This is a genomic window from Streptomyces sp. Ru73, assembly GCF_002920575.1.
In the GTDB taxonomy this organism is placed as follows: Bacteria; Actinomycetota; Actinomycetes; order Streptomycetales; family Streptomycetaceae; genus Streptomyces.
On record NZ_PQSQ01000209.1, the window covers coordinates 1 to 1,607 of the forward strand.

Here is a 1,607-nt window from a genome sequence, read left to right on the forward strand (position 1 = left end):
GCCGACTTCGGCGTCCTGGAAGAGACCGCGCGCAGCTGGCACCCGGCCGACACCCGCGCCACCGACCCGCTCGCCGCCGCGCCGGTCGCCGCGCTCTCCGCCGTACTGGACCTGCCGGCGCCGGTGGCCGCCGCCGGGCAGCCGCTGCCGCCGCTCTGGCACTGGCTGCACTTCCTCCACTGGCCCCGGCAGAGCGAGCTGGGCCCGGACGGCCACCTGCGCGACGGCCACTTCCTGCCGCCGCTCCCCCGGCGGCGCCGGATGTTCGCGGGCGGCCGGCTGGAGGTGCGTACGCCGCTCACGGTCGGGCAGCCGGCCGAGCAGACCAGCAGCGTGGTCAAGGTGCAGGCCAAGAAGGGCCGCACCGGCGGGCTGCTGTTCGTCACCGCGCGCAGCGAGTTCCGCCAGGGCGGCGAGGTGCGGGCCGTCGAGGAGCAGGACATCGTCTACCGCAGCGGCGGCGCGCCCGTACCGGACCGGATCACGCTCGACCCGGAAGCGGAGCCGCGGAGCGACGCGCCGTGGCAGCTGCCGTGGACCACCGATCCGGCCGTCCTCTTCCGGGTCAGCGCGCTGACCGCCAACGCGCACCGCATCCACTACGACGAGCCGTACGTCACCGGGGTCGAGGGCTATCCCGGGCTGGTCGTGCACGGTCCGCTGCTGGTCCTGCAGATGCTGGAACTGGTCCGCCGGCAGGCCCCTGAGCGTACGGTGCGCACCCTCTCCTACCGGCTGCGGCAGCCGTCGTTCTGCGGCGAGCGGCTGCTGTCCTGCGGCGCGCCGTACGAGGCGGACGGTGCGGCGGGCGTACGGCTGTGGGTCGCCGGGCCGCGCGCGGCGGAGCACGCCACGGCTGAGGTGACCTTCGCATGACCGGCGCCGACGCACCCCTCGACGCGCAGGCCCTCGCCGCGGCGCGCAGCCTGCTCTTCGTACCCGGCCACCGCGCCGACCGCTACGCCAAGGCGGCAGCGGCGGGCGCCGACGGGGTGATCGTGGACCTGGAGGACGCGGTCGCGCCGGAGGACAAGGACGCGGCGCGCGACGCCGTGGCAGGGTGGCTGGCGGGCGGCGCGCGTGCCGTGGTGCGGGTCAACGCGCCGGGCACCGAGTGGCACGCGGCCGACCTGGCGATGGCCGCCGCGCACGGTGCGCCCGTCATGCTGCCCAAGGCCGAGGACCCGGCCGTACTGGCGTCGGTCACCGGGGCGGCGGGCGGCGTCCCGGTGCTGGCGCTGGTGGAGACGGCGGCCGGGGTGGAGAACGCCGCAGCGCTGTGCCGCGTCCCGCACGTCGTACGCGCCGCCTTCGGCAACATCGACCTCGCGGCGCAGCTGGGCGTGGCGCCCGAGGACCACCAGGCGCTGGCGTACGCGCGCTCGCGGCTGGTCTGCGCCTCGGCGGCGGCCGGGCTCGCGCCGCCGCTGGACGGCGTCACCGCGGCCCTGGCGGCCGACGGGCCGCTGGCGGGCGACGTGGCCCACGCCCGGCGGCTGGGCTTCGGCGGCAAGCTGTGCATCCACCCGCGTCAACTCGACGCCGTCCACGAAGGGTTCACTCCGTCGGCGGACGAACGGGCGTGGGCGCGGCGGGTGCTGGCAGCG

Annotated in this window: 2 protein-coding genes; both read left to right on the forward strand. The window is 77.1% G+C overall.

Annotated elements, in window-relative coordinates:
- Positions 1-876: hypothetical protein (locus C3486_RS36560; protein ID WP_308461297.1), on the forward strand; the 876-nt coding region annotated here is incomplete at its 5' end.
- The coding region (locus tag C3486_RS36565; protein WP_103837132.1) for a CoA ester lyase at positions 873-1,607 on the forward strand (735 nt) is incomplete at its 3' end. The genes C3486_RS36560 and C3486_RS36565, both read left to right, overlap by 4 nt.